We start from the raw sequence: 21227 nt of genomic DNA on the forward strand, positions 1-21227 counted from the left end.
TCAGCGCGCCGGCGCGAACCGCTGCATCACCCGGCCACCGAATACATTCACCACCAGCCCTCCCATCACCAGCACGGCGCCGACGATCTGCGGTCCCGACAATTGCTCGTTGAGCAGCAGCGAAGCCGACGCCAGCCCGACGATCGGCACCAGCAGCGAGAACGGCGCGACCTGGCTTGCCGGATAGCGCGACAGCAGGCGGCTCCAGAGCGCGTAACCGAGCAGCGTGGCGATGAACGCGAGATAAACGATCGCGAGAATCGAACTGACACTGATGCCGCTCAACGCCGCCGCGATCCGTTGCGGTCCTTCCAGCGCAAACGAGAGCGCGAAAAACGGCAACGGCGGAACAAGGCTGCCCCATACCACCAGCCCGACCAGATCGACCTTGCCGACCTTCTTCGTGACGATGTTGCCGGCCGCCCACGAACACGCGGCGCACAGCGTGAGCAGGAAACCGGCGAGCGTCATTGCATGACCGCCTTGCAGACCGATGACGGCCAGGCCGCCCGCCGCGATCAGCAAGCCGACGACGTTCGGCAGACGCAGGCGTTCGTGCAGGAAGGCGGCCGCGAAGATCAGCGTGAAGAAGGCCTGGGCCTGCAGCACCAGCGAGGCGAGGCCGGCCGGCATGCCGACGTACATGGCCGAGAACAGGAACACGAACTGGCCGAACGAAATGGTCGCGCCGTAGGCGAGCAGCCAGCGCAGCGGGATGCGCGGGCGCTTCACGAAAAACACCGCCGGCACCGCGGCCAGCGTGAAGCGCAATGCGCCGAGCAGCATTGGCGGCACACCATGCAGCCCGACCTTGATCACGACGAAATTGACGCCCCACGCCACGACGACGACTAGCGCGAGCAGCAGATCTCTCGGGGACATCCGGGTCTCCTGATGGTGGTTCAGTGTGCTCGATGAGCGGAGGTGGCAGTTTAGCGGACACACCGCCCACCCTGCGACCCCAGCGTCATCCGCAGTAGAATCGCCCATTGCGCACCGTTTCCCTCTCCATTCCAACCGGGTCTGCCTCATGTCCTCCTCGATCAAAGCAGTCCTCAAGCCGCATTTGCGCGACGTCGGCAGTCTTACCGTACGGCGTGTGCTGCCGGCCATGCAGGCGCGTCTGATCGGGCCTTTCATCTTCTTCGACCACATGGGGCCCGCCACCCTCGAACCCGGTACGGGCCTCGACGTGCGCCCGCATCCGCACATTGGTCTCGCCACGGTCACCTATCTGTTCGAAGGCGCGATCATGCATCGCGACAGCCTCGGCTCGGAGCAGAAGATCGTTCCTGGCGACGTCAACTGGATGACGGCGGGTCGCGGCATCGTCCATTCCGAGCGCACGCCGGACGAAGATCGCGCGAGCGGCCTGACCATGCATGGCGTGCAGACCTGGGTCGCGTTGCCGCTCGACGACGAAGAGGTCGAGCCGTCGTTCTCGCATCACGCGGCCGATACGCTGCCGGTAATCGAGCGCAACGGCGTGACGCTGCGCGTGATCGCGGGCACCGCGTTCGGCGCGACGTCGCCGGTCACGACATTCTCCGGCACGCTCTACGTGGCTGCGGAGTTCGCGCAGGGCAGCGCTTTCGCACTGGAACCGGAACACGAGGAGCGCGGCGTCTATCTCGTCGAGGGCGATCTGGAAATCGACGGCACCCCGCTCGAAGTGGGCCAGATGGCCGTGCTTGCGCTCGACGAAACGGTCACGCTCGCCAGCAGCCACGGCGCGCGCGCCATGCTGCTCGGCGGCGAAAAGCTCGATGGCGAGCGCTTTATCGAATGGAATTTCGTGGCCAGTTCGCGCGAGAAGATCGATGCGGCCAAAATCGCGTGGACGCATCAGGAAATGGGCACGGTGCCCGGCGAAACGGAATGGATTCCGCTGCCGGCGCGGCACTGAGCATCGAGCGCCACCGACGCACCAGGCTCTCGCCGCATTGAAACCACGCTGCGTGCCCCCAACTAATCAACCAACTGTTTTATCGACGAGGACGCAATGGACACCACTCTGGCCACATTCGAACAGGACGTCATCGTGGCATCGACCCAGGCGCCTGTGCTGGTCGACTTCTGGGCGCCGTGGTGCGGCCCTTGCAAGTCGCTCGGCCCGATGCTGGAAAAGCTGGAGGCCGAAGCCGCCGGCAAATGGAAGCTCGTGAAGGTCAACGTGGACGAGAACCAGGAACTGGCCGGCCATTTTCAGGTGCGCAGCATTCCGCACGTGATGGCCTTCGCCGACGGTCAGCCGGTCGACCAGTTCGTCGGCGTGCTGCCGGAGAGTCAGTTGCGCGAGTTCATCGAACGCCTCGTGCCGCAAGGCGCGGACGGCGCGCGACTCGACGCGCAAACCGCGCTGGCCGAAGGCCGCCGCGAAGACGCCTACGACGCGCTGGAAACAGCGCTCGCCTACGATCCGGGCTTCGACGAAGCGCGTATGGACCGCATTGAATTGCTGCTGGACGACGATCGTATCGAGGAAGTCCGTAGCGAGGTCGACAAGCTCTCGCCGAAAACCACTCAGGGCATCGACCACCGGTTCAATGCAATCAAGACCCGGCTCGACGCGCTCGACGCTGCCGCCGCCCTGCCGCCGACCGACGCGCTGGAAGCGAGAGTCGCCGCCGATCCGGCCGATCTCGAAGCCCGCTTCGACCTGGCAAGCGCTTTGATTGCGCGTCTGAAGTACGAAGGCGCACTGGAACATCTGCTGGCGATCGTGCAACGCGACCGCACGTTCCGCGACGATATCGGCCGTAAGACCATGTTGTCGGTGTTCGATCTGGCGGCGCACCAGCCGGAGCTGGTATCGCAATGGCGCCGTAAGCTGAGCGCGTCGCTGTTCTAAACAGCCGGTTTTGCCAACGCCCGCAACACATGCGCGGCTGCGGCAAAACCGAAACTTGCGGTCACGCACACGCTCGAGCCGAACCCCGCGCAGTTCAAGCCGACCGGTCCCGTCTGTCCCGGCGACGTCGTGACGTGCCCGGCTTCTTCGTCGATATCGCTCACGGCAGCTTCCGGGTAGATGAGCGGCTCGTCCGAATACACTGCGCTCACCTTGAACTTCGCCTTCGGCCCGCGCGGAAAACCGTGCTGCTTGCGCAACTGCCCGCGCACTTTCGAAAGTAGCGGGTCCTGGATGGTCAGCGCGAGATCGTCGATACGGATGCGCGTGGGGTCGAGTTGCCCGCCCGCGCCGCCGACGGTAATCAGCGGCTGCTTGCGTTCGACGCACCATGCGATCAACGCCGTCTTGGTCCGCACGCTGTCGATCGCATCGATCACGTAATCGAAACCGCTGCCGAGCGTCGCCGCGAAATTCTCGGGCTCGACGAAGTCTTCGATCAGCCGCACGTCGCAAAACGGATTGATCGCCGCGATACGCTCGGCCATTGCCTCGACCTTCGGCTTGCCGTAATTGCCGTCGAGCGCGTGAATCTGCCGGTTGGTGTTGCTCTCCGCCACGTTGTCCAGATCGATCAGCGTGAGCGTGCCCACCGCACTGCGCGCCAACGCCTCGGCGACCCACGACCCCACTCCTCCAATGCCGATCACCGCCACATGCGCGGCTTCGAACGCGGCCAGCGCCGGCGCGCCATACAAACGCGCGATGCCGCCGAAGCGTCGCGCGCGATCGGCGGATTCACTCGCGTCGGGGCTGGTAGTAAGATCGGTTTGCGCGGTGGGGCTGGACATGGCGGCAGGACTCGTGAAAAAAACAGACACAACGGAAAGAACTCACGCGTAAGCGTTCGCAGCCGGTATTCTGCCTGAACCCATAGAGCGTCATCGTCGTACGCATTTCCCTGCAATCAGGTAGTCAATCAATAGCTGCAAAAGTGACCCGCATGGTCGCGCGGGTTTGTCCTGGTCGCGCGCAAAAAAATTTAGGCTTGGCTATACTTGCCGCACTGTAGCGTTCGCATAAGAACATGACCTCACTCTCCGACCTTCGGAAAAATTATTCGCTAGGGTCTCTGGACGTTGCCGATATCGACCGCAACCCGTTCGCGCAATTCGATACGTGGTTTCAGCAGGCGGTCGACGCCCAACTGCCCGAGCCGAATACGATGACGCTGGCAACGGTCGACTCGCGCGGCCGTCCCTCGGCGCGCATCGTGCTGATTAAAGGGGTGGACGAACGGGGCTTCGTGTTCTTCACCAACTACGAGAGCCGCAAGGGCCGCGAACTGGCCGCCAATCCATTCGCAAGTCTGCTGTTCTACTGGATCGAGCTGGAGCGTCAGGTACGGGTCGAAGGGCGCATCGTCAAAACCAGCGAGACCGAAAGCGACGCCTACTTCGCCTCCCGTCCGCTCGGCTCACGCATCGGCGCATGGGCCTCGAATCAGAGTCAGGTAATTGAAAGCCGTTCGCAGCTCGAAACACGCGAACGCGAAATCAGCCTGCAATACGGTGACCAGCCACCGCGTCCGCCTCACTGGGGCGGTTATCGTTTGGTACCCGAAGCAATCGAATTCTGGCAGGGCCGGCCGTCGCGTTTGCACGACCGTCTGCTCTACACGCGGTCAGCAGAAAACAGCGAGTGGTACATCTCCCGCCTGTCGCCCTGACTCGAATCGAATACCGTACGCGCGTCGCCAATGCAGCAACGCGCGCCGGCCGGATTGCCTCTCGCGGCATTGGGAGTTGCGCCGTAGTGCGAGGCGATCCACGTAGGCTTTGCTTTAGTTCAACGGACTCGGAGAGATCACATGTTCTGGGAGAAAAAGCTGGCGCAGTGGGTGGACGATGTCAAGACCAAGGCTAATCTGCCCGCACGCCTCGTGCTGTGGGACGGTCAGCAACACGACTTCGGGCAGTTCGCCGCACCACAGGTCACGCTGCACGTAAAAAGCGCCACGGCGCTGCCATATCTGCTCGAACCGAGCCTCGACAATCTGGGCGAGGCGTACGTGAAGGGCAAAATCGATATTGAAGGCAAACTGTCGGACATCATCAATATCGGTTATCAGCTGGCGCGCAACACCGTCACCAGTGCGAGCAAGCTCGCGCGCGTGCGGCGCTACTTCAGCCATTCGAAGGCGTCGGACAAGAAGGCCATCCAGTATCACTATGACGTGTCGAACGAGTTCTACAAGCTCTGGCTCGACGAGAACATGGTGTACTCGTGCGCCTACTTCGAGAACGGCGACGAAGATCTCGCGACCGCGCAGATCAAGAAAATCGATCACATTCTCACCAAGATCCAGTTGCAACCGGGGCAGCGTCTGCTCGATATCGGTTGCGGCTGGGGCGCGCTGGTGCTGCGCGCGGCGCAGAAATTCGGCGCGCAGTGCGTGGGTGTGACGCTCTCGCAGAACCAGTTCGATCTCGCTACTGCGCGCGTGAAGGCCGCGGGGCTGGAAGGCCAGATCGAAATCCGTCTGCAGGATTACCGCGACGTCGAAGGCCAGTTCGACCGCATCACGAGCGTCGGGATGTTCGAGCACGTCGGCCGCAAGAATCTGCCGGGCTATTTCCAGAAAATTCGCGATCTGCTGGTGGACGACGGTATCGCGATGAATCACGGCATAACGTCGAGCGATTCGGATAGCGGCGAGACCGCGCTCGGCGGCGGCGAATTCATCGACCGCTACGTGTTCCCGGACGGCGAGTTGCCGCATATCGGCCTTGCTCTCGAAGCGATGCAACGCGGCGGACTGGAAGCGGTCGACGTCGAAAGCCTGCGCCGTCACTACGCGCGCACGCTGGATATCTGGGCCGAGAACTTCGAGGCCCGCGCGGATGAAGCGCGTCAACTGGTCGACGACGAAAAATTCCGCATCTGGCGTGTCTATCTGGCCGGTTGCGCCTACGCGTTCGAGACCGACGACGTGTCGATCTACCAGGTGGTCTGCCGCAAAGCCGGCCGTAGTGCGAAGACCCTCCCGTGGTCGCGCCGCTACATTTACGACAAGCCACTGTGATACGGTTGCGGCCACGGCCTTCGCCGTGGCCGCGCGCCGGCCGGGCTTCGCGCCAAAGATACGCGTGAAGCCGGCCGGCGCGGCATAACCTTTGAACGGCAGGTCGAACACCGATGGACCAGAGCGGGACGAGCGACGTCGACGAGCCGGTGAGCGGCGATTCTGAAGAAGTGCAATTCGATCTGTTCGGAATGCCGATGGCGGTAGCGGCCACGCCGCCGGGTGCGCTGGGTGCGCCGGCGGCGAATGTGCCGACGACACAGGCTGGCGGTTCATCTGCGGAACGCCGACGATCTTCATCTCGCACGAAGTCAGTCGACGCGGCTTCACTGTGGCCCGACGAAGACGAAGTCTCCGACCTTGCCACCGACGACCTCGTCAGTGAAGTCGGCGAGACACCAGCAGCCACGCCCGCGCCCAAAAAACGCCGCTCCCGCGACGTACTGCCCGCCCCACCCTCCGACGAACTCGCGGCACTCGCCTCCCAGCTTCCGCCGCAAGTGCATCTCGGCACCTCGACATGGTCGTTTCCTGGCTGGAACGGCATCGTCTACGGCGACGAATACAGCAAGACCAAACTTTCGCGCGACGGCCTCGGCGCTTATGGCGCGCATCCGCTGCTGAAAACCGTCAGCATCGACCGCTCGTTTTATTCGGTGCTCACCGTTACCGAGTATTTGCGTTACGCGCAACAGGTACCGGAGCATTTCCGCTTCATCGTCAAGGCGCCGATGACGATTACCGACGCTACCGTCCGTGCCGAACGCGGCGAGCCAGTGTCGCTGAACCCATGTTTTCTGAATGCGCAGATGGCGATCGACGATTTCGTCACGCCGTGTCTGGAAGGTCTGGGACCGAAAGCCGGTGCGCTGGTGTTCCAGCTTTCGCCGTTGCCGGATCAGATGCTGGCGCAACCCGCGGCGTTCATCGAACGTCTCGCGGCGTTTCTGACCGCGCTGCCGGCGCTGCCGGACGGCACCTGCTATGCGATTGAAATCCGCGATGCGAGTCTCCTGACGCCGCGTTTCATCCGTACGTTGAAAACCGCCGGCGTGCGCTACTGCGTGGGTATTCATGCGCGGATGCCGGATCCGCTGCGCCAGGCGGCGGCACTCGCGCTACTGGACGGCGAGCCGGCAGGACCGCTGATCGTGCGCTGGAGTCTGCACGGCGGCTTCAAATACGAGCAGGCGAAGGCGAAATACGAGCCGTTCGACCGGCTGATCGACGAGGACCCGTCGACCCGCGCATCGCTCGCCGAACTGGCCGCGCGCTACGCGTTCGCCGGCCAGCCGGTGGTAATCGCGGTCAACAACAAGGCGGAAGGCTCGGCGCCTTTGAGTTGCGTGGAACTTGCGCGGGCGATCGTCGAAGCGTATTCGAGGATCGCCCACGAGCCCGAGCCTGAGCCTGAGCCCGAGCACGAACCGGAGATCAGCCCGCCCGAACCCGGTGCGCAAACTTCTGACGAAACTTCGCCACCTTAGGCGCGACCACGAACGAGCAATAGCCCTGGTTCGGATGCTGCTCGAAATAGTTTTGATGATAGGCTTCGGCGGGCCAGTAGTTGCCGTCGAGCGGTAACACCTGCGTGACGATCTGCCCGTCGTAGATCTTCTGTTCGCCGATCTCGCGAATCGCCTGCAACGCGACCTCGCGCTGCGCCTCGGAATTCGTGAAGATGACCGAGCGATACTGCGTGCCGACGTCGTTGCCCTGCCGATTCAACTGGGTCGGATCGTGGATGGCAAAGAAAATATCCAGAATCTCGCGGTAGCTGATTTTCGACGGATCGAAGTCGACGTTCACGACTTCCGCGTGGCCCGTCACGCCATCGCAAACCTGTTCATACGTGGGCGACTTCGTCTGACCGCCCGCATAACCCGACTCCACCGAATTCACGCCGTCGACGCCCAGATACACGGCTTCGAGGCACCAGAAACACCCGCCACCCAAGGTGGCGACTTCGCCTGTCTGACTCATGCTGCTCGCTCCTTCAAACTGATTTTTGACCGATGCCGGCGCTGTTCGAACCCGCGTTGCCGAGCCTGTCGATTCGCAATGCTCGTGCCGCGACCGGGATCTGCCAGCTTAGCGGTTTTTCCGGCGACCGGCCGGGCACGCGGCCCGTGCTCCGCGATTGCAGTTAAAATTGGGCCAAATCGACGATTTTCACTATGACTTTCGAATCATTTGTTTCCCGCTTCACACGCGATGGCTTCGGCCGGGGGTCTTCCCCGTTGGCGTTGGCATGGGCGTCGACCATGTACGTCCGATGAAGCACGCCAGCCCGCCCAACTTCGATCAGCCCGCTTTCAAACAGGCGCTCGGTCAATTCGCCACCGGCGTGACCGTCATCACGACGCGTGCGGCGTCCGGCCAGTTGATCGGCATTACCGCCAGTTCCTTCAACTCCGTGTCGCTCAATCCGCCACTGGTACTGTGGAGTCTCGCCACGCGCTCGGCGTCGATGCCGGTGTTCCGCGCGAATAGTCACTACGTCGTCAATGTGCTGGCCGCCTCGCAGCTCGACCTGTGCAAGCGCTTTGCGACGGTGAAGGGCGATCGTTTCGAAGGCGTGTCGCACGCGCAGGGCGACACCGGCATGCCGGTGCTCGACGGTGCGCTCGCGTGGTTCGAATGTCATAACCGCAGCCGCTACGAAGAAGGCGACCACGTTATCTTCGTCGGTGAAGTGGAGCGTTGCGGCGTGCATGAAAACGCCGCGGAGATTGCGCCGCTGGTGTTCCAGAACGGGCAATTCCATGGGCTGGCGAAGCTCTGAGGGCTTTGCCGGGTGAGATAAGACCGCGGCGCCCGGCCAGCGGTCTCGCAGCGGTTTGGCTGATTAGAGGCCACCGACCTCAACGGTCGTTATGCGTCGCGCCGTGTCCGTTCGTCCTGGTGACCAGCGACACCGGCACGCCGGAATCTTCTTTCAAGGTCTGCAGCACGATATTCGAACGGATATCCATCACGCCGGGCGCCTTGTACAACCGCTGCAGCACGAAATCCGAATAGTGCTTGAGGTTGTGCGCCAGCACCCTCAACAGATAATGCGTCTCGCCGGTGACGACGAACGCGCCCACCACCTCCGGCCAGTCCCGCACCGCTTCCGCGAAGCGCTCGTGCCAGTTCTCCTGGTCGTTGCGCATCGACACCTGCACGAACGCTTCCAGTTCGAAACCCAGTACTTCACGATTCAAACAGGCCCGGTAATGTTCGATCACGCCCTGCTCTTCGAGCAGGCGTAACCTCCGTAGACAGGCCGACGGCGAGAGCGAAATGCGCTCCGCCAAATCGAGATTGCTGATCCGTCCTTCTTGCTGAAGCACCGTCAAGATACGGCAATCGGTGGCGTCGAGCGAGATCGCGTTCATATTCGGTCTCCCTTTCCCATTTATCTCAAATTATGTTCCAAGACAGGCCTTAGAAGGAGATTTTTTCGCAATCACATTCTGCGGTTGCGCACCTATCATTGCCCCACTCACCCAACTTGACGACGACGACATGCAGAGACTTTGGGATATCTCCCCCGCCGTGGATACCGCGACGCCTGTCTGGCCGGGCGACACGCCGGTCGGTATAGAGCGCGTATGGCGCATGGAAGCGGGCTCGCCGGTCAATGTCGCGCGTCTGACGCTGTCGCCGCATACGGGCGCGCACACCGACGCGCCGCTGCATTACGACGTCGACGGTGCGGCAATTGGCGAAGTGCCGCTCGATATTTATCTCGGGGTATGCCGGGTGATTCATTGCATCGGCGCCGCGCCTGTTGTCACACCACAACACCTGGTCGGCTCGCTCGACGATCTGCCGCCGCGAGTCTTACTAAGGACTTACAGGCGTGCCCCCACGGGCGACTGGGACAGCGACTTCTGCGCGGTCGCGCCCGAGACGGTCGACCTGCTCGCCGAACGTGGCGTGAAACTGCTCGGCATCGATACGCCGTCGCTCGATCCGCAGGAATCCAAGACGATGGATTCGCACCACCGCATCCGCACGCACCGGATGGCGATTCTCGAAGGCATCGTGCTCGACGACGTCGAGCCCGGCGACTACGAACTGATCGCCCTCCCGCTGAAACTGACGACCCTCGACGCGAGCCCGGTGCGCGCGGTACTGCGCGCGTTGCCGGCGTCGCGCTGAACCAGCGCCCTGAAGATTCGAATCAACACCGACTTACCGAACTTTTACGATCCGACTGACTGGACTCACCATGAACCACCGTGACGAAGCACTGGCGCTCGACCGCGCCGACCCGCTTGCCCCGCTGCGCGACCAGTTCGCGCTGTCGTCGACCAGCATCTACCTCGACGGCAACTCGCTCGGCGTGCCGCCGGCCGCCGCCGCGCAACGCGCGCAAACCGTGATCGCCGCCGAATGGGGCGAGGGCCTGATCCGCAGCTGGAATAGCGCCGGCTGGTTCGCGCTGCCGCGCCGCCTCGGCAACAAGCTCGCCCCGCTGATCGGCGCGGCGGAGAACGAAGTCGTGGTAACCGATACGATTTCGATCAACCTGTTCAAGCTGTTGTCGGCCGCCGTGCGCGTGGCGAATGCGCGCGATCCGAAACGTCGCGTGATCGTGTCGGAGCGTTCGAATTTCCCGAGCGATCTGTACATCGCGCAAGGCCTGATCGAGCAACTCGATCGCGGCTACGAGCTGCGTCTGGTCGACGACCCGTCGGAGTTACCCGCCGCGATCGGCGACGACACTGCCATCGCGATGCTGACGCACGTGAACTACCGCACCGGCTACATGCACGACATGGCCGCCCTGACCCAACTGATCCACGACAAGGGCGCGCTCGCGCTGTGGGACCTCGCGCATTCGGCGGGTGCGGTGCCGGTCGATCTGAACGGCGTCGGTGCGGATTACGCAGTCGGTTGCACGTACAAGTATCTGAACGGCGGCCCGGGTTCGCCGGCTTTCGTGTGGGTGCCCAAGCGTCATCAGAACGACTTCGCGCAGCCGCTGTCGGGATGGTGGGGCCATCGCGCGCCGTTCAAGATGGACCCGGCGTATCAACCGGACGAAGGCGTCGGCCGCTACCTGTGCGGCACGCAGCCGATGATCTCGATGGCGCTGGTCGAATGCGGCCTCGACGTGTTTTTGCAGACCGACATGCAGGCGATCCGCAAGAAGTCGCTAGCGCTGACCGATCTGTTCATCGAACTGGTCGAAGCACGTTGCGGCGAGTTTCCGCTGAAGCTGGTGACGCCGCGCGAGCACGCGCAGCGCGGCTCGCATGCGAGCTTCGAGCATCCGCATGGCTATGAAGTGATGCAGGCGTTGATCGCACGCGGGGTGATCGGCGATTACCGTGAGCCGTATGTGCTGCGTTTCGGTTTTACGCCTTTGTACACGCGCTTCGTCGATGTGTGGGATGCCGTCGAAACGCTGCGCGAGGTGCTTGCCGAAGAGACCTGGCGTGCGCCTGAATTTGCCGCTCGCGGCGCCGTGACCTGAGGACGCCGTCATGAACGATCACACGCAAACACCGGCTGCGCCGGAAGACAAGCCCGCGCAGGGTTGTCCGTTCGGGTATGGCGGCGGGGCGGCTGCTTCGACTGCTACGTCTTCTGCCGGGCGGACCGATGCATCGGCCGATGAATCCGGCGACGGCTGGCACGACGCCCAGCTCGATTTTTCGGATTCGATGAGCTACGGCGATTATCTGTCGCTCGGCACGGTGCTGGAAGCGCAGCATCCGCTGTCGCCGGATCACAACGAGATGCTGTTCATCATCCAGCATCAGACGAGCGAGTTGTGGATGAAGCTCGCGCTGTACGAACTGAGCGCGGCGCTCAAGGCCGTGCATAACGACGAGTTGCCGCCCGCGTTCAAGATGCTCGCGCGCGTGTCGCGGATCATGGAGCAACTGGTGCAGGCCTGGAGCGTCCTCGCGACGATGACGCCTTCCGAGTACACGGCCATGAGGCCGTATCTCGGCGCGTCGTCCGGGTTTCAGTCGTATCAGTATCGGCAGATCGAGTTTCTGCTCGGCAACAAGAACGAACAGATGCTCAAGCCGCATGCGCATCGCGCGGATATTTACGAGCAGGTGAAGACGTCGCTCGAATCGCCTTCGTTTTACGACGAAGTCGTGCAGTTGCTGGCGCGGCGTGGCTTTGCGATTTCACCCGAGCGTTTGCAGCGTGACTGGAGTTTGCCGACGGAGCACGATGCGTCGGTGGAGGCCGCGTGGCTCGAGGTGTATCGCAATCCGTCGCAGCATTGGGAACTGTACGAGATGGCGGAAGAACTCGTCGATCTCGAAGATGCGTTCCGTCAATGGCGCTTCCGGCATGTGACGACGGTGGAGCGGATCATCGGGTTCAAGCAGGGCACGGGTGGCACGAGCGGCGCGACGTATCTGCGCAAGATGCTCGACGTGGTGTTGTTCCCCGAGCTTTGGCACGTGCGGACGATGCTTTAGGAACGTTTATTTTGAGCGATGCAATGCGTCGTGAATGGCGAATGAGCGACGCATGGGTTTGGTTGTAAAGATTGGTTAAGATCCGCGTGTTTTGCTTGGGTAGTTGACCGTCTCGAAAAATAGCTGAGGTAGATTTCCCGTTGCCGCTAGACAAGGTGGCCGGGTGTGAGAGCCCGCAGCGTAAAACTGCGCTATCCACGCGAATGGGTAGTGCGCAACCATGCACGTGCTTCTATGGGCAGGCCATGGTGAGGGAGCCGTGAGGCTCGCCGGTTATGGTTTTACGCCCGGACTCTCAAACTCGTCATGTGCCTGCTCACCCTCACTCAACGGGGGATCGTCGGGATATCAGGAACGAACCGGAAATCGCACCATGAGCAAAGCCAGCAAGAAAACCCGTCCCCCCTCGCGACCGCCTGTCGATGCACAGCAATACGAAAAGCTGGCGCTTTCGGCGTTCTCGGCGTGCGACCGGCAGATTCGTCAGCTTGGTACGCTGCTCGATCTTGCGACGGCCTTCGTCACGTCACCGGCAGTCACGCTCGACGAGCGACGGCGCGAGCGCAATCTACTCGAGCATTTCATCGATACCCTCGAGCAATACAAGCAGGAAGCCGAGTGTGATCGCGAGTTGTATCAGGTCATCGCGCTCGATGCGAAGGGCGTGCCACATAGCCGGATTACCGCGAAAGTAGCGGCGAAGTTGCTGTCGGAGGCGGGCGAGCATGGAGAAGAGGGTGAAGAGGCGGTTGAGGAACAGCAGGTGACTCGCAAACAGGAACGGGTGAAGGCTGCGGCGCAAAGACGGTCTGCGGAGAAGCTCGGTTCCGTGCAGCATTGAAGTTATTGGAAATCACAGCCGCAACAGGATGGAAGGTGAGATATAAGAGTCCTGCTGGCAATCACCCGATGCATTTATGACGTACCACGCCATCACGGTCACGCTTGAAAACATAAGCGGGATCGTCGCCACGAAAAGCGCACATGGCTATACCACGCTCGGCCTCACTTTCAACGTTACCGTTGCAGGGAAGCGCCATTACGCGGTGCAGATACGCGGAGCGCCGCGCCTGGACAATGGCATGGTCGTGACCGCGGTACTGCGCGATCCAGAGAACTGGCAAACGCTCGTCGGCTGGTTGAACCACGCAAGCGGTCAAATTTGCGGCGTGAAAGAACCGGTTGAGCGACTCGCGCTATGTGGGTTCACGATGCTGATAGGGGTGGCATTTTCTGTGAAAGCGATGCGGCCGGATACCAGTACTGCTCAAGCAGTTGTATTGTTCCTCACGGTCCTGGCGATCAACGCATGGTCGCTCTTGTCATGGCTTCGGACCGTAAGGGTTTATCGACTTCTCAAGCGGTGATGCGGTACGCCGCTTCCTCAGTCGAGCGTTTCCCCTTCAGGTATCAATTCAGGATGCTGCTTGCAAATAGGCACGATCGCCGTTTCGAATAGCGTGTAAATGACATCGGCCATTCCGCGCCGAAAAGTCGAAAAAACTTCCGCCGAACAATTCGCCTGCACGATTTTTATTGCGTCGTTCACTGACCTGTTTGCGTCGTACAGCAACGTCACCACTTCAGTCGCGGTGTTCTTGTCTTCGATCATTTTTAGACTTCCTTTAGCGTCGGATGCGGGGGCATCGATACAGGAATAAGAATCTAGCCCATCGCCCTCACAGAAAGATCCGCAACTACCCCGACTCTTTTCCGCAGAACAGTTGCGATTTGACGCAGCGCAACAGCCCCACGCGTCACGTCCCAAAGCAGCCCAACAGATCCTCCTCCCCCACCCCACCCCGCGCTGCGCCACGAAAACCCCCATAACCCCGTCTTGACAATCCCCCCACCCAGTACGATCATTCGCTCACACATCGAGCAAATGCTCCATTCCAGAAAAAAGCCGGCTCGAAGCCGCGCAGTCAAAACAATCAGGAGACGCACATGAACAGCGGACAAGGCGACGGCGGCACGGCCGCAAACGTGATCCTGCACATCGGCGCGGGATCGTTTCATCGCGCGCATCAGGCGTGGTATCTCCATCGGTTGAACGAGGCGAAGGTCGCGGGCGAACCGCACTGGTCGCTCACGGTCGGCAACATCCGCAGCGACATGAACGCGGTGCTCGACGCGCTCGCCGCACAGCACGGCGTCTACACGCTCGAAACCGTCACGCCGCAAGGCGAGCGCGCGTACGAAACCATCCGCTCGATCGAGCGTGTCGTCCCCTGGACCGAGAATCTCGACGGACTCATCGAAGCCGGTGCCGATCCGGCCTGCAAGATCATCTCCTTCACCGTCACGGAAGGCGGCTATTACCTCGACGAAGAAGATCAACTCGACACCGCCAATGCCGACCTCGCGGCCGACCTGGCAGGCGGCCACACCACCATCTACGGCGCCCTCGCGGCAATCCTCGCAGAACGCATGAAGCGCAACGCAGGCCCCGTCACACTGCAAACCTGCGACAACCTGCGCAGCAACGGCGAGCGCTTCGAAGCCGGCATGCGCGCGTTTCTCGCACAACGCGGCGCGACCGATCTCGCGCAATGGTTCGATGCCAACACGGCATGTCCGAGTTCGATGGTCGACCGCATCACGCCGCGGCCGACACCGGACGTGCGCGAGCGCGTCAAAGCCGCGACCGGCGTGGACGATGCGTGTCCGGTGATGGGCGAAGCGTTCATCCAATGGGTGATCGAAGATCACTTCATCGCGGGGCGGCCGGCATGGCAGCACGTCGGCGCGGAACTGGTCGACTCGGTCATGCCCTACGAAGAAGCGAAAATCCGCATCCTGAACGCCACGCATAGCTGCATCGCGTGGGCGGGCACGCTGGTCGGGCTGAACTACATCCACGAAGGCACGCTCGACGCGGATATCCAGTCGTTCGCCTTCGACTACGTCACCGAAGACGTAATCCCCTGCCTCACCCCGAGTCCGCTCGATCTGGAGCGCTATCGCGACGTGGTGCTCGAGCGTTTCAGCAACCCGTATATCCAGGACACCAACCAGCGCGTCGCGGCCGACGGGTTTTCCAAGCTGCCGGGCTTTATTGCGCCGACGTTGTCGGAGTGCTTCGAGCGCGGCGTCACGCCGGCAGCCACCGCGATGCTGCCCGCGCTGTTCTTCCGCTTCCTGCAACGCTGGCACACCGGCAAGCTGCCCTACGCGTACCAGGATGGCGTGATGGACGAACGCGTCGCGCACGCTTTCTTCGCTGCAACGGACCCGCTGCCGGCTTTTGCAGCGGACCGACTGCTGTGGGGCAGCATGGCGCAAACGCCGGAACTCGAATCGGCCTTGGCCGGCGCGCTCGCGCGAGTCGACGCATGGCTCGCCAAACGCGGCGCGGCCTGATCGACCACGCGCCCCAAAGCGTTCGACAAACACGAAACGAAATCAGCCATCCACCCCCACGCCAGGCATAACGCGCATGGCGCCGCGTGCCCTGTGCGGCTAAAGTAGCCGCAACCCTACCGACGAAGGTTCTGCGCCCATGTATCTCGGCATCGACCTCGGCACGTCCGAAGTGAAAGTCCTGCTGCTCGCCTCCGATGGACGCGTGATCGGCACAGCAGGCTCCCCGTTTACGGTCTCGCGTCCACATCAGCGTTGGGCCGAACAGAATCCCGAAGACTGGTGGGCCGGCACGCGCGCCGCGCTGGCTTCGTTGCGCTCGAAACATCCCGACGAGTTCGCGCAGATTCGCGGCATCGGCCTATCCGGTCAGATGCACGGCGCGGTGCTGCTCGATTCGGAAGATCGCGTGCTGCGTCCGGCGATTCTGTGGAACGACATGCGCAGCGACAAGGAGTGCGCTGAGCTGACCGAACGCGCGCCGGACCTGCACGCGATAGCGGGCAATCTGGCGATGCCCGGCTTCACCGCGCCGAAACTGCTGTGGGTCGCGCGTCACGAACCGGAGATCTTCGCGAAGACGGCCTGCGTCCTGCTGCCGAAAGATTACTTGCGCCTGCAACTGACGGGCGGCAAGGTGTCCGACCCATCCGACGCAGCCGGCACGCTCTGGCTCGACGTAGCCAAACGCGACTGGTCCGACACGCTACTGGCCGCCTGCAACCTGACACGCGCACACATGCCGAGCCTGTGCGAAGGCAGCGCGCCGTCCGGCACGCTGTTGCCCGCCGTCGCGCGCGAATTCGGTTTGAGCGACGACGTCGTGGTCGCAGCCGGTGGCGGCGACAATGCGACCAGCGCAATCGGCATCGGCGCGACGCAACCGGGCGACGGCTTCGTGTCGCTCGGCACGTCGGGCGTGCTGTGCGTGGTCGGCGACAGTTTCCGGCCGAACCCCGCTTCGGCGGTGCACGCGTTCTGTCATGCGATTCCGGATCGCTGGCATCAGATGAGCGTGGTTCTGTCGGCGGCGAGTTGTCTGCGCTGGGTCTGCAAGCTCACCTCGACCGACGAACCGACTCTGCTCGGCGAAATCGAAGCGTTACCGCCCGACGCGCTGAATACCGCGCCGCTCTTTTTGCCGTATCTGTCGGGCGAGCGCACGCCGCATAACGATCCGTATGCACAAGGTGTGTTCTTCGGCATGAATCACGCGACGGACCGTGCGCTGCTCGGCTATGCCGTGCTCGAAGGCGTCACGCTCGCACTCACCGACGGGCTCGACGCATTGCGCGCAGCCGGCACCGAAGCGAAAGCGCTGTCGCTGCTCGGCGGCGGTGCACGCAGCGATTACTGGGCGCAGTTGCTGGCCGACGCGCTCGATACCGCGACCCGCAAACACGGCGGCGGCGAAACCGGTGCGGCGCTCGGCGCGGCACGGCTCGGCTGGCTCGCGGCCGGCGGCGCGCCTTCGACGGTGCTGACCAAGCCGCCGATCGAACGCGAGTTCACGCCGAATGCGCAGCGGCATGCGGAGTTGCGCTTGCGGCTCGAAGCGTATCGCGCGCTGTATCGTCATGTGCGGCCGCTGTTCGACCCCGCGCGCCGACCGCTCGCATAAGACAACGGCAAGCCGAACCACCAACAATCCGTCACCGTGCCCAAGTCCACAGAAAAACTGGATCTCGCCACCCGCGCCGCGTGGCTCTATTACGTCGCGGGCAACACCCAGAACGAGATCGCCGAAAAATTGCAGGTGTCGCGTCCGGTCGCCCAGCGGCTGGTCGCCTTCGCGGTGGAAAAGAATCTGATCCGGGTGCGCGTCGATCATCAACTGGCGGATTGCCTCGCGCTCGCCGACCAGTTGTCGAAGCGTTACGGCCTGAGCATGTGCGAAGTCGTCCCGATCGACGGCGACACCTCCGAAGAAGTGGACCGCAAGCTCGCGGTCGCCGGCGCGCAGGTCATGGAACGCTATCTCGGCGAAGACAAGCCGATGGTCGTCGCCGTCAGCAGCGGCCGCACGCTCAAGGCTTCGGTCGATCAGATCGCGCAACTGGAGCGTCCGCAGCACCGGTTGGTGTCGATGGTCGGAGCAATCGCTCAGGACGGCTCCTCGAACCGTTACGACGTCGCGCTGCACATTTCCGAAAAGACCGGCGGCAAGCATTTTCTGTTGCCCGCACCCTTGCTTGCGGATAGCGAAGCCGAACGCGCGCAGTGGTGTAATCACCGGCTCTACCGGATCGTCGAATCGTTGTCGGCCGAGGCCGATGTCGCGTTCGTCGGCATCGGCAATATCGGGCCGGGTTGTCCGCTGCTCGTCGACGGCTTTATCACCGGCACCGAGGTGGACGAGTTGATGCGCAACGGGGCGGTCGCCGAAATGCTCGGACTGCCGATCGATTCCGACGGCGCACACGTGGAATCGCCAACCGGTCGACGGGTGACGAGCATCGCGCTGGACTCGCCGCCGCGCCGGCCGACCATCGGTTTCGCGGGTGGCGAGCGCAAACGCGAAGCGCTGATCGCGGTGCTCAAGGGCGGCTGGCTGTCGGGCCTGGTGACGGACGAACTTTGCGCGCGGGCCGCGCTGGAAGCGTAGAACCAGCAACGTCCGCAAGTCCGCGTTACAACACCGGCAAACCCTCCGTGATGATGATGCGATAGTCGCCGCCCTGCAGCCGCGTCTCGCTCAACGCCTGATACGCCGGGCTGCGATACCACGCGAGCGCTTCGTCGTAACCGTTGAATTCGAGAATCAGGATCTCGTCGATCGGCGCGCCCTCCACCACTTCCGTGCGCCCGCGACTCGCGAGCACCATCACCTGATGCTGTTCGAAGACGGCGGGGGCATCCTGTTTGTACTCGTCGAGCTTGGCGGGATCGAGCGTTTTCTCGCGAGTGATGACGACGTAAGCGGGCATGAGCATTTCCTGAGCGTAACGACACGTGACTTGAGCGGAAGGCGGCGCGAGCGCCGCCTTCCTGCTCGGTCACGCGGCCAGCACTTCGCCGATATTACGCTGGAATGCTTTCCCTTCGCTGTCGGACAAAATGGCCATGCTGCGCGATTCGCTGCGTTTTGGCGGATGCTCAGGAACGTCCGCTGGACGATCTGTCGCGCAACCATTCCTGTTCGAAGTGATAGTTCGGCGAGCCCGTGCCGCCGAGTGCCTGACCGATGCCGGTGGCGACTTTGGACAACGCGTAACCGCCGAGATCGGGGACGATGTGGCAGAGCTTCCCGCACAGGCCGAACTTGTTGAAGAGTTGCCCGACTGACGAAACAAGCGGCGTATTCAGCAAGTCGTTGCACTTCGAGACGCAGCCGATCAGCGCCGAGCCAATCGAGCCGAGCACGCCCTTCCCGCCGGCTTGAGCAGATTGGCCGGACTCGTTGCACACGCGGGTGGAGGCGGGAGCGCACGACGATGTGGTCTGCCGGATCGACGCGTCGTTGACAGCGGCACCCCATTGCCCGCAACCGCTGCGGCGCGCAGCGTCACTGGCGGAGTGGTCTTTGCATTGCGCGGCCGACGCATTCGAATACGTGAATGCAGCGCCGGCAAACGCATCGATTCTGGTCGATGTGAGTTGCATCGTGATTTTCCTTGGATCGAATTACACGCCAGATAAGCCCGTCTGGCCGGGTCATGGACGACGGCTCGGCACGAGTCGCCGGTCAATGTGCATGTCAGCCGAACAGCCGGTCGAGCAACGGCGAAGAGAAGATCCGGCCCGGGTCGTAGCGATCGAGCGTGTCGCGGGCCGCGTTCCACGTGCTGCCCGCGGGCTGTCCCTCGGTGTACAGCGCGGGAATCGCGCTGCCGATCATCGCGTCGTCCTGCCACGCGGCGGCAGAGGTGTACGCCCAGCCCTTCGACCATTCAGGGCGAACGGTCGCGTAAGAGCCCGCGTAGTTCGACAGCATCCATTGCTCGATTTCCCGATAGAAAGCGTTCGCCGATGGCGTGCCGGGCATCGTCAGAATGTCGAAGTAGACGGCGACGGTCCACTCGGGACGGTCGGGGCGCGGCTTGAGCGCGGCGAGGGTCGGCGTTACGGCGCCCGGTCCCGCATCGGCAGGTTGATCGAGCCCGGTCACGCGAATTTCCACCGGCCCGTTCATCGGATACTCGCCGCGTTGCCGGTAAGCCTCGACCCGGTTCTGATAGAACTGCACGAATTCGGCGATCACGCGCTGCACGTCCGCACGCCGCGCCAGCACCGCATAGCCGTTCGCGGTCACGCGCAAGGTCGACGGCCGGATGTACTGCAGCACGTTGCGCGACCAGCCCCAGATATCGGCGCTGAGCGTGACGCCCAGACCGGCAACGACGATCCCCATCTGCAGTTGCCCGAAGAGCGGTGTCAAATGACGCTCGCCGCCAATGACGATGCGCTTGACCAGATCCGACAGCGGCTGCGAAATGGAATCCGAAAACGGGTAGTTGTACGGCTGGTTCACCGTCCGGGAGAACAACGGTTTGGTGGATTGCACGCTCCACACCTTGAGCCACGGACAGGTCGTGAACGGAAACCAGATTGCTTCCAGACGACCTGCGCGGTCGAGAAAAGAGGCGACCGTCCGGCCGCCTGCTTTTGACGACGCGAACAGTTCGTAGGCGGGAATATCCACGTAACTCTGACAGCGCAGACGTCGGTTCGCGCCCACCTGCAGTGTCACGTCGACAATCAACGCGCGGCCGAGATGGACGAGAAAGGCGCCGATATCCGGATCGTTCCGCCTGAACGAACGCAGCACGTATTGCTGCTTCACGTGATCGAACACGACGGCGGTGAGCGACAGCACCAGATTGCTCAGCGAGCCATACGTGTGCCCCTTCGATGGCGTTTCGCCGGAAGCGGGCACGGCGGTTCCGTGAGCGCCGATCGCCAGCGCGCCGCCCAGCGTGATGTCTCCCGGCGCGGGCGAAGCCGTGACGCCCAGGCCGGATTTCTCCAAAGCCGCCAGCAGCGCTTCCATTGCGATGCCGGTCTGCGCCGTGACGCGCGCCGGCTGCGAGGACGTATCCACCGACACCGCGGTGAGCGACTTCGTCATGTCGAGCAACACGACTTTGCCGGTTCCGCCGGTTCTGTCGATGGTGAGCGGCGACCAGTTGTGCATGTAACCGCGTGGTCGAATGCGATACCCGTACGAGCGCGCCCAGTTGACGATGGCGACGACGGCGGCCGGTGTGTCGGGTGCAGCCGTCCACACGTCCGCTATGGCGATTTCGCCGCTCCAGTTCTGGAACGCCTGTTTGTACAGCGCAATGCCGGCAGGGAAACCCGGCGGCACGTTGGCCGCGCCTTGCGCGTGGGCCGCGATCTGATAGATCGGCGTCCATCCGGTGACGATACCGGCTGCGGAAAGCCGGGCAAGATCGCCGATGAACTGCCGCCGGGACGACGGCAGCGGTGCTGTGTGTTGAAAGTCTTGGGTCACGTTCTCGGGCGCCTCTAGCTGGGAAGGAAATTC

22 protein-coding genes are annotated in these 21227 nt (G+C 62.8%); 14 read left to right on the top strand and 8 right to left on the bottom strand.

Going from position 1 to position 21227, the window contains the following annotated elements:
- Positions 1-882: an EamA family transporter gene (locus FQ746_RS23195; protein ID WP_144111966.1), complete on the bottom strand. Its 882-nt coding sequence runs from the start codon at positions 880-882 to the stop codon at positions 1-3.
- A gap of 148 nt (positions 883-1030) precedes the next feature.
- Here FQ746_RS23195 and FQ746_RS23200 point away from each other — a divergent pair, with 148 nt between their 5' ends.
- Both FQ746_RS23200 and trxA read left to right on the top strand, forming a co-directional pair.
- Positions 1031-1906, top strand: a complete 876-nt coding sequence (locus tag FQ746_RS23200) for a pirin family protein (RefSeq protein WP_144111967.1) — start codon at positions 1031-1033, stop codon at positions 1904-1906.
- Positions 1907-2002: 96 nt separating this feature from the next.
- Positions 2003-2851 carry a thioredoxin gene (gene trxA / locus FQ746_RS23205; protein ID WP_144111968.1) on the top strand — a complete coding sequence of 283 codons (849 nt, stop codon included), beginning with the start codon at positions 2003-2005 and terminating at the stop codon, positions 2849-2851.
- Here the strand turns inward: trxA and tcdA are convergent.
- Positions 2848-3702, bottom strand: coding sequence for a tRNA cyclic N6-threonylcarbamoyladenosine(37) synthase TcdA (gene tcdA, locus FQ746_RS23210; protein ID WP_144111969.1), 855 nt, complete (start codon positions 3700-3702; stop codon positions 2848-2850). The two genes, trxA and tcdA, sit on opposite strands and share 4 nt — an antisense overlap.
- 236 nt (positions 3703-3938) lie before the next feature.
- Here tcdA and pdxH point away from each other — a divergent pair, with 236 nt between their 5' ends.
- The 3 genes from pdxH to FQ746_RS23225 all read left to right on the top strand — a co-directional run bounded on the left by pdxH (position 3939) and on the right by FQ746_RS23225 (position 7423).
- A complete protein-coding gene (gene pdxH, locus FQ746_RS23215) occupies positions 3939-4580 on the top strand; it encodes a pyridoxamine 5'-phosphate oxidase (protein WP_144111970.1) in 642 nt (213 codons plus the stop codon).
- 141 nt (positions 4581-4721) lie between these two features.
- Complete coding sequence (locus tag FQ746_RS23220; RefSeq protein WP_144111971.1) at positions 4722-5936, top strand: SAM-dependent methyltransferase; 1215 nt, start codon at positions 4722-4724, stop codon at positions 5934-5936.
- A gap of 113 nt (positions 5937-6049) precedes the next feature.
- Positions 6050-7423 carry a DUF72 domain-containing protein gene (locus tag FQ746_RS23225; RefSeq protein ID WP_144111972.1) on the top strand — a complete coding sequence of 458 codons (1374 nt, stop codon included), beginning with the start codon at positions 6050-6052 and terminating at the stop codon, positions 7421-7423.
- On the opposite strand, the gene msrA is transcribed toward FQ746_RS23225, so the two are convergent.
- Positions 7371-7919, bottom strand: a complete 549-nt coding sequence (gene msrA / locus FQ746_RS23230; RefSeq protein ID WP_144111973.1) for a peptide-methionine (S)-S-oxide reductase MsrA — start codon at positions 7917-7919, stop codon at positions 7371-7373. The genes FQ746_RS23225 and msrA overlap by 53 nt on opposite strands.
- Positions 7920-8211: 292 nt before the next feature.
- On the opposite strand from msrA, the gene FQ746_RS23235 reads away from it, so the two are divergent.
- The gene (locus FQ746_RS23235) at positions 8212-8721 is read left to right on the top strand and encodes a flavin reductase family protein (RefSeq protein WP_144111974.1); all 510 of its coding nucleotides are present in this window, start codon (positions 8212-8214) and stop codon (positions 8719-8721) included.
- A gap of 79 nt (positions 8722-8800) precedes the next feature.
- Here the strand turns inward: FQ746_RS23235 and FQ746_RS23240 are convergent, their stop codons facing one another.
- Positions 8801-9316, bottom strand: a complete 516-nt coding sequence (locus tag FQ746_RS23240) for an Lrp/AsnC family transcriptional regulator (RefSeq protein WP_144111975.1) — start codon at positions 9314-9316, stop codon at positions 8801-8803.
- Positions 9317-9446: 130 nt separating this feature from the next.
- Here FQ746_RS23240 and kynB point away from each other — a divergent pair, with 130 nt between their 5' ends.
- The 5 genes from kynB to FQ746_RS23265 all read left to right on the top strand — a co-directional run bounded on the left by kynB (position 9447) and on the right by FQ746_RS23265 (position 13743).
- Positions 9447-10085 (top strand): arylformamidase, encoded by a 639-nt coding sequence (kynB, locus tag FQ746_RS23245; RefSeq protein WP_144111976.1) that lies wholly within the window; start codon positions 9447-9449, stop codon positions 10083-10085.
- Positions 10086-10155: 70 nt separating this feature from the next.
- The gene (kynU, locus tag FQ746_RS23250; protein WP_144111977.1) at positions 10156-11406 is read left to right on the top strand and encodes a kynureninase; all 1251 of its coding nucleotides are present in this window, start codon (positions 10156-10158) and stop codon (positions 11404-11406) included.
- Positions 11407-11416: 10 nt separating this feature from the next.
- Entirely contained in the window at positions 11417-12376 is a 960-nt protein-coding gene (gene kynA / locus FQ746_RS23255) for a tryptophan 2,3-dioxygenase (protein ID WP_144111978.1), read from the top strand.
- Between the two features lie 373 nt (positions 12377-12749).
- Positions 12750-13217, top strand: coding sequence for a hypothetical protein (locus tag FQ746_RS23260; RefSeq protein ID WP_144111979.1), 468 nt, complete (start codon positions 12750-12752; stop codon positions 13215-13217).
- A 76-nt stretch (positions 13218-13293) separates the two neighbouring features.
- Positions 13294-13743, top strand: a complete 450-nt coding sequence (locus FQ746_RS23265; RefSeq protein ID WP_144111980.1) for a hypothetical protein — start codon at positions 13294-13296, stop codon at positions 13741-13743.
- Between the two features lie 17 nt (positions 13744-13760).
- Here FQ746_RS23265 and FQ746_RS23270 read toward each other — a convergent pair whose 3' ends face one another.
- The gene (locus tag FQ746_RS23270; protein ID WP_144111981.1) at positions 13761-13988 is read right to left on the bottom strand and encodes a hypothetical protein; all 228 of its coding nucleotides are present in this window, start codon (positions 13986-13988) and stop codon (positions 13761-13763) included.
- Positions 13989-14323: 335 nt separating this feature from the next.
- On the opposite strand from FQ746_RS23270, the gene dalD reads away from it, so the two are divergent.
- From dalD to FQ746_RS23285, 3 genes are all read left to right on the top strand, one after another.
- Positions 14324-15739, top strand: coding sequence for a D-arabinitol 4-dehydrogenase (dalD, locus tag FQ746_RS23275; RefSeq protein ID WP_144111982.1), 1416 nt, complete (start codon positions 14324-14326; stop codon positions 15737-15739).
- Between the two features lie 139 nt (positions 15740-15878).
- Positions 15879-17360, top strand: a complete 1482-nt coding sequence (xylB, locus tag FQ746_RS23280) for a xylulokinase (protein ID WP_144111983.1) — start codon at positions 15879-15881, stop codon at positions 17358-17360.
- A gap of 36 nt (positions 17361-17396) precedes the next feature.
- A complete protein-coding gene (locus FQ746_RS23285) occupies positions 17397-18344 on the top strand; it encodes a sugar-binding transcriptional regulator (protein WP_144111984.1) in 948 nt (315 codons plus the stop codon).
- Positions 18345-18369: 25 nt separating this feature from the next.
- Here the strand turns inward: FQ746_RS23285 and FQ746_RS23290 are convergent, their stop codons facing one another.
- The 3 genes from FQ746_RS23290 to FQ746_RS23300 form a co-directional block, all read right to left on the bottom strand.
- A complete protein-coding gene (locus tag FQ746_RS23290; protein ID WP_144111985.1) occupies positions 18370-18666 on the bottom strand; it encodes a DUF1330 domain-containing protein in 297 nt (98 codons plus the stop codon).
- Positions 18667-18835: 169 nt separating this feature from the next.
- Positions 18836-19342: a hypothetical protein gene (locus FQ746_RS23295; RefSeq protein ID WP_144111986.1), complete on the bottom strand. Its 507-nt coding sequence runs from the start codon at positions 19340-19342 to the stop codon at positions 18836-18838.
- Between the two features lie 94 nt (positions 19343-19436).
- Positions 19437-21194, bottom strand: a complete 1758-nt coding sequence (locus FQ746_RS23300) for a cholesterol oxidase substrate-binding domain-containing protein (protein ID WP_260854139.1) — start codon at positions 21192-21194, stop codon at positions 19437-19439.
- Positions 21195-21227: the final 33 nt, after the last annotated feature.

The sequence above is a fragment of the Paraburkholderia sp. BCC1886 genome (genome assembly GCF_900996245.1).
Taxonomy (GTDB): domain Bacteria; phylum Pseudomonadota; class Gammaproteobacteria; order Burkholderiales; family Burkholderiaceae; genus Paraburkholderia.